Source organism: Kitasatospora sp. NPDC047058 (genome assembly GCF_040643935.1).
Taxonomy (GTDB): Bacteria; Actinomycetota; Actinomycetes; order Streptomycetales; family Streptomycetaceae; genus Kitasatospora.
The window spans coordinates 1-1,251 of record NZ_JBEYVJ010000898.1; the positions used below are offsets into that span (position 1 = coordinate 1).

Below are 1,251 nucleotides of genomic sequence, written 5' to 3' on the forward strand. Positions count from 1 at the left end.
GGTGGGGGGAAGCCGACACGGAGGGGACGTCTGTGGTGGCTGCTCCTTGTTGTGGTCCCGGTGAGTGCTGTGGTCCCGGTGAGTGCAGAACGGACGGGAGAGCCAGGCACAGGGCTGCTGCGATGCAGGCCGCGGTCGCGCCCAGGGCGCGCCGGCGGTGGCGGCGCCGGTCGGCGCGTCTGCGGATCTCCGCAGCGGGCAGGGTCGATGCGGGCATCTGCGTGCCGAGCAGCCGCAGCCGGTCGGCGAGGGTGTCGTGGACGGGGTCAGACACGGAGCTTTCCTTCCTCGCTGGTCGGGGTTCGGCCGGCGAGTTCGGCCGCGAGCGCGGTCCGGCCGCGGGCGAGGCGGCTCTTGACGGCGCTGACGCTGGCGCCGGTCTCGGCCGCGACCTGCTCGACGGAGAGGTCGCACATGTGGTGCAGGACCAGGGCGCTTCGCTGTGCCTCGGGCAGGTCGCGGAGCGCGGTGACCAGCATCAGGTGCTCCTCGGTGGGCGGCTCGACTGTGAGTGGTTCTTGGCGGTGGTGGCGTCCGGCCAAGTGCAGGCCCCGGGCGAGACGCCGCCAGCGGGAGTGGGCCAGCCGCCGGGCCGTGGTCCGGATCCATGCCTCCGCGGCATCGTCCGGGTCGAAGGTGCGCCTTCGGTCCCACGCGCGGATGAAGGCCTCCTGGACCACGTCCTGTGCTTCGGGCCAGTTGCCGGTCAGCGCGTAGAGCTGCCCGGTCAGGCGGGAGAAGGACGCCGCGTAGAACGCGTCGAACTCCTGTGGCGTCATCAAGGGCTTCTCCTCCGGGGCTGTCCGTCAGCGCGCGGCACGGGCGGTGCATGGGGAAGCACTCCTCGGTCGCGGCGGTGGAGCCGTGCGTCCCGGGCGCAGCCCCCCACCCTGTACGCACGAGCGCCGCCACCGCGTCGCATCGACGGCCTATGACCTGGATCACGTGTGCGGGGTGCGACCTGCCGGGCGTCGGGAGGCGTACAGGGGTGCTGGCATCAACCGGACGCCCTCAGGAAAGGACACCGCTTCATGCGTATCCGCCCGATCATGCTCATCACCGCCACCGCCACCGCCATCGCGGCCGCGGGGGGAATGGCTACTGCCGCAACCGGCACCTCCACGCCCACCCACACCCCCACGGCCCACGGCGAGCCCTCCAGCGCGCCCACCGCCGCGGCCCACGGCTCCGGCTCGGCCGGCACCTCGGTGGTCTCCGGCACGGGCTCATCCGCCACCCCCACGACTGCCA

Annotated in this window: 2 protein-coding genes and 1 pseudogene; all 3 read right to left on the bottom strand. The window is 73.0% G+C overall.

The annotated features are described in order from the left end of the window. Positions 1 to 274: pseudogene (locus ABZ885_RS41445) on the bottom strand (hypothetical protein); the annotation flags it as partial. Continuing rightward, complete coding sequence (locus ABZ885_RS41450) at positions 267 to 779, bottom strand: SigE family RNA polymerase sigma factor (RefSeq protein ID WP_360200418.1); 513 nt, start codon at positions 777 to 779, stop codon at positions 267 to 269. The gene ABZ885_RS41450 and the pseudogene ABZ885_RS41445, both read right to left, overlap by 8 nt. Before the next feature lie 218 nt (positions 780 to 997). Then, the coding region (locus tag ABZ885_RS41455; protein WP_360200420.1) for a hypothetical protein at positions 998 to 1,251 on the bottom strand (254 nt) is incomplete at its 5' end.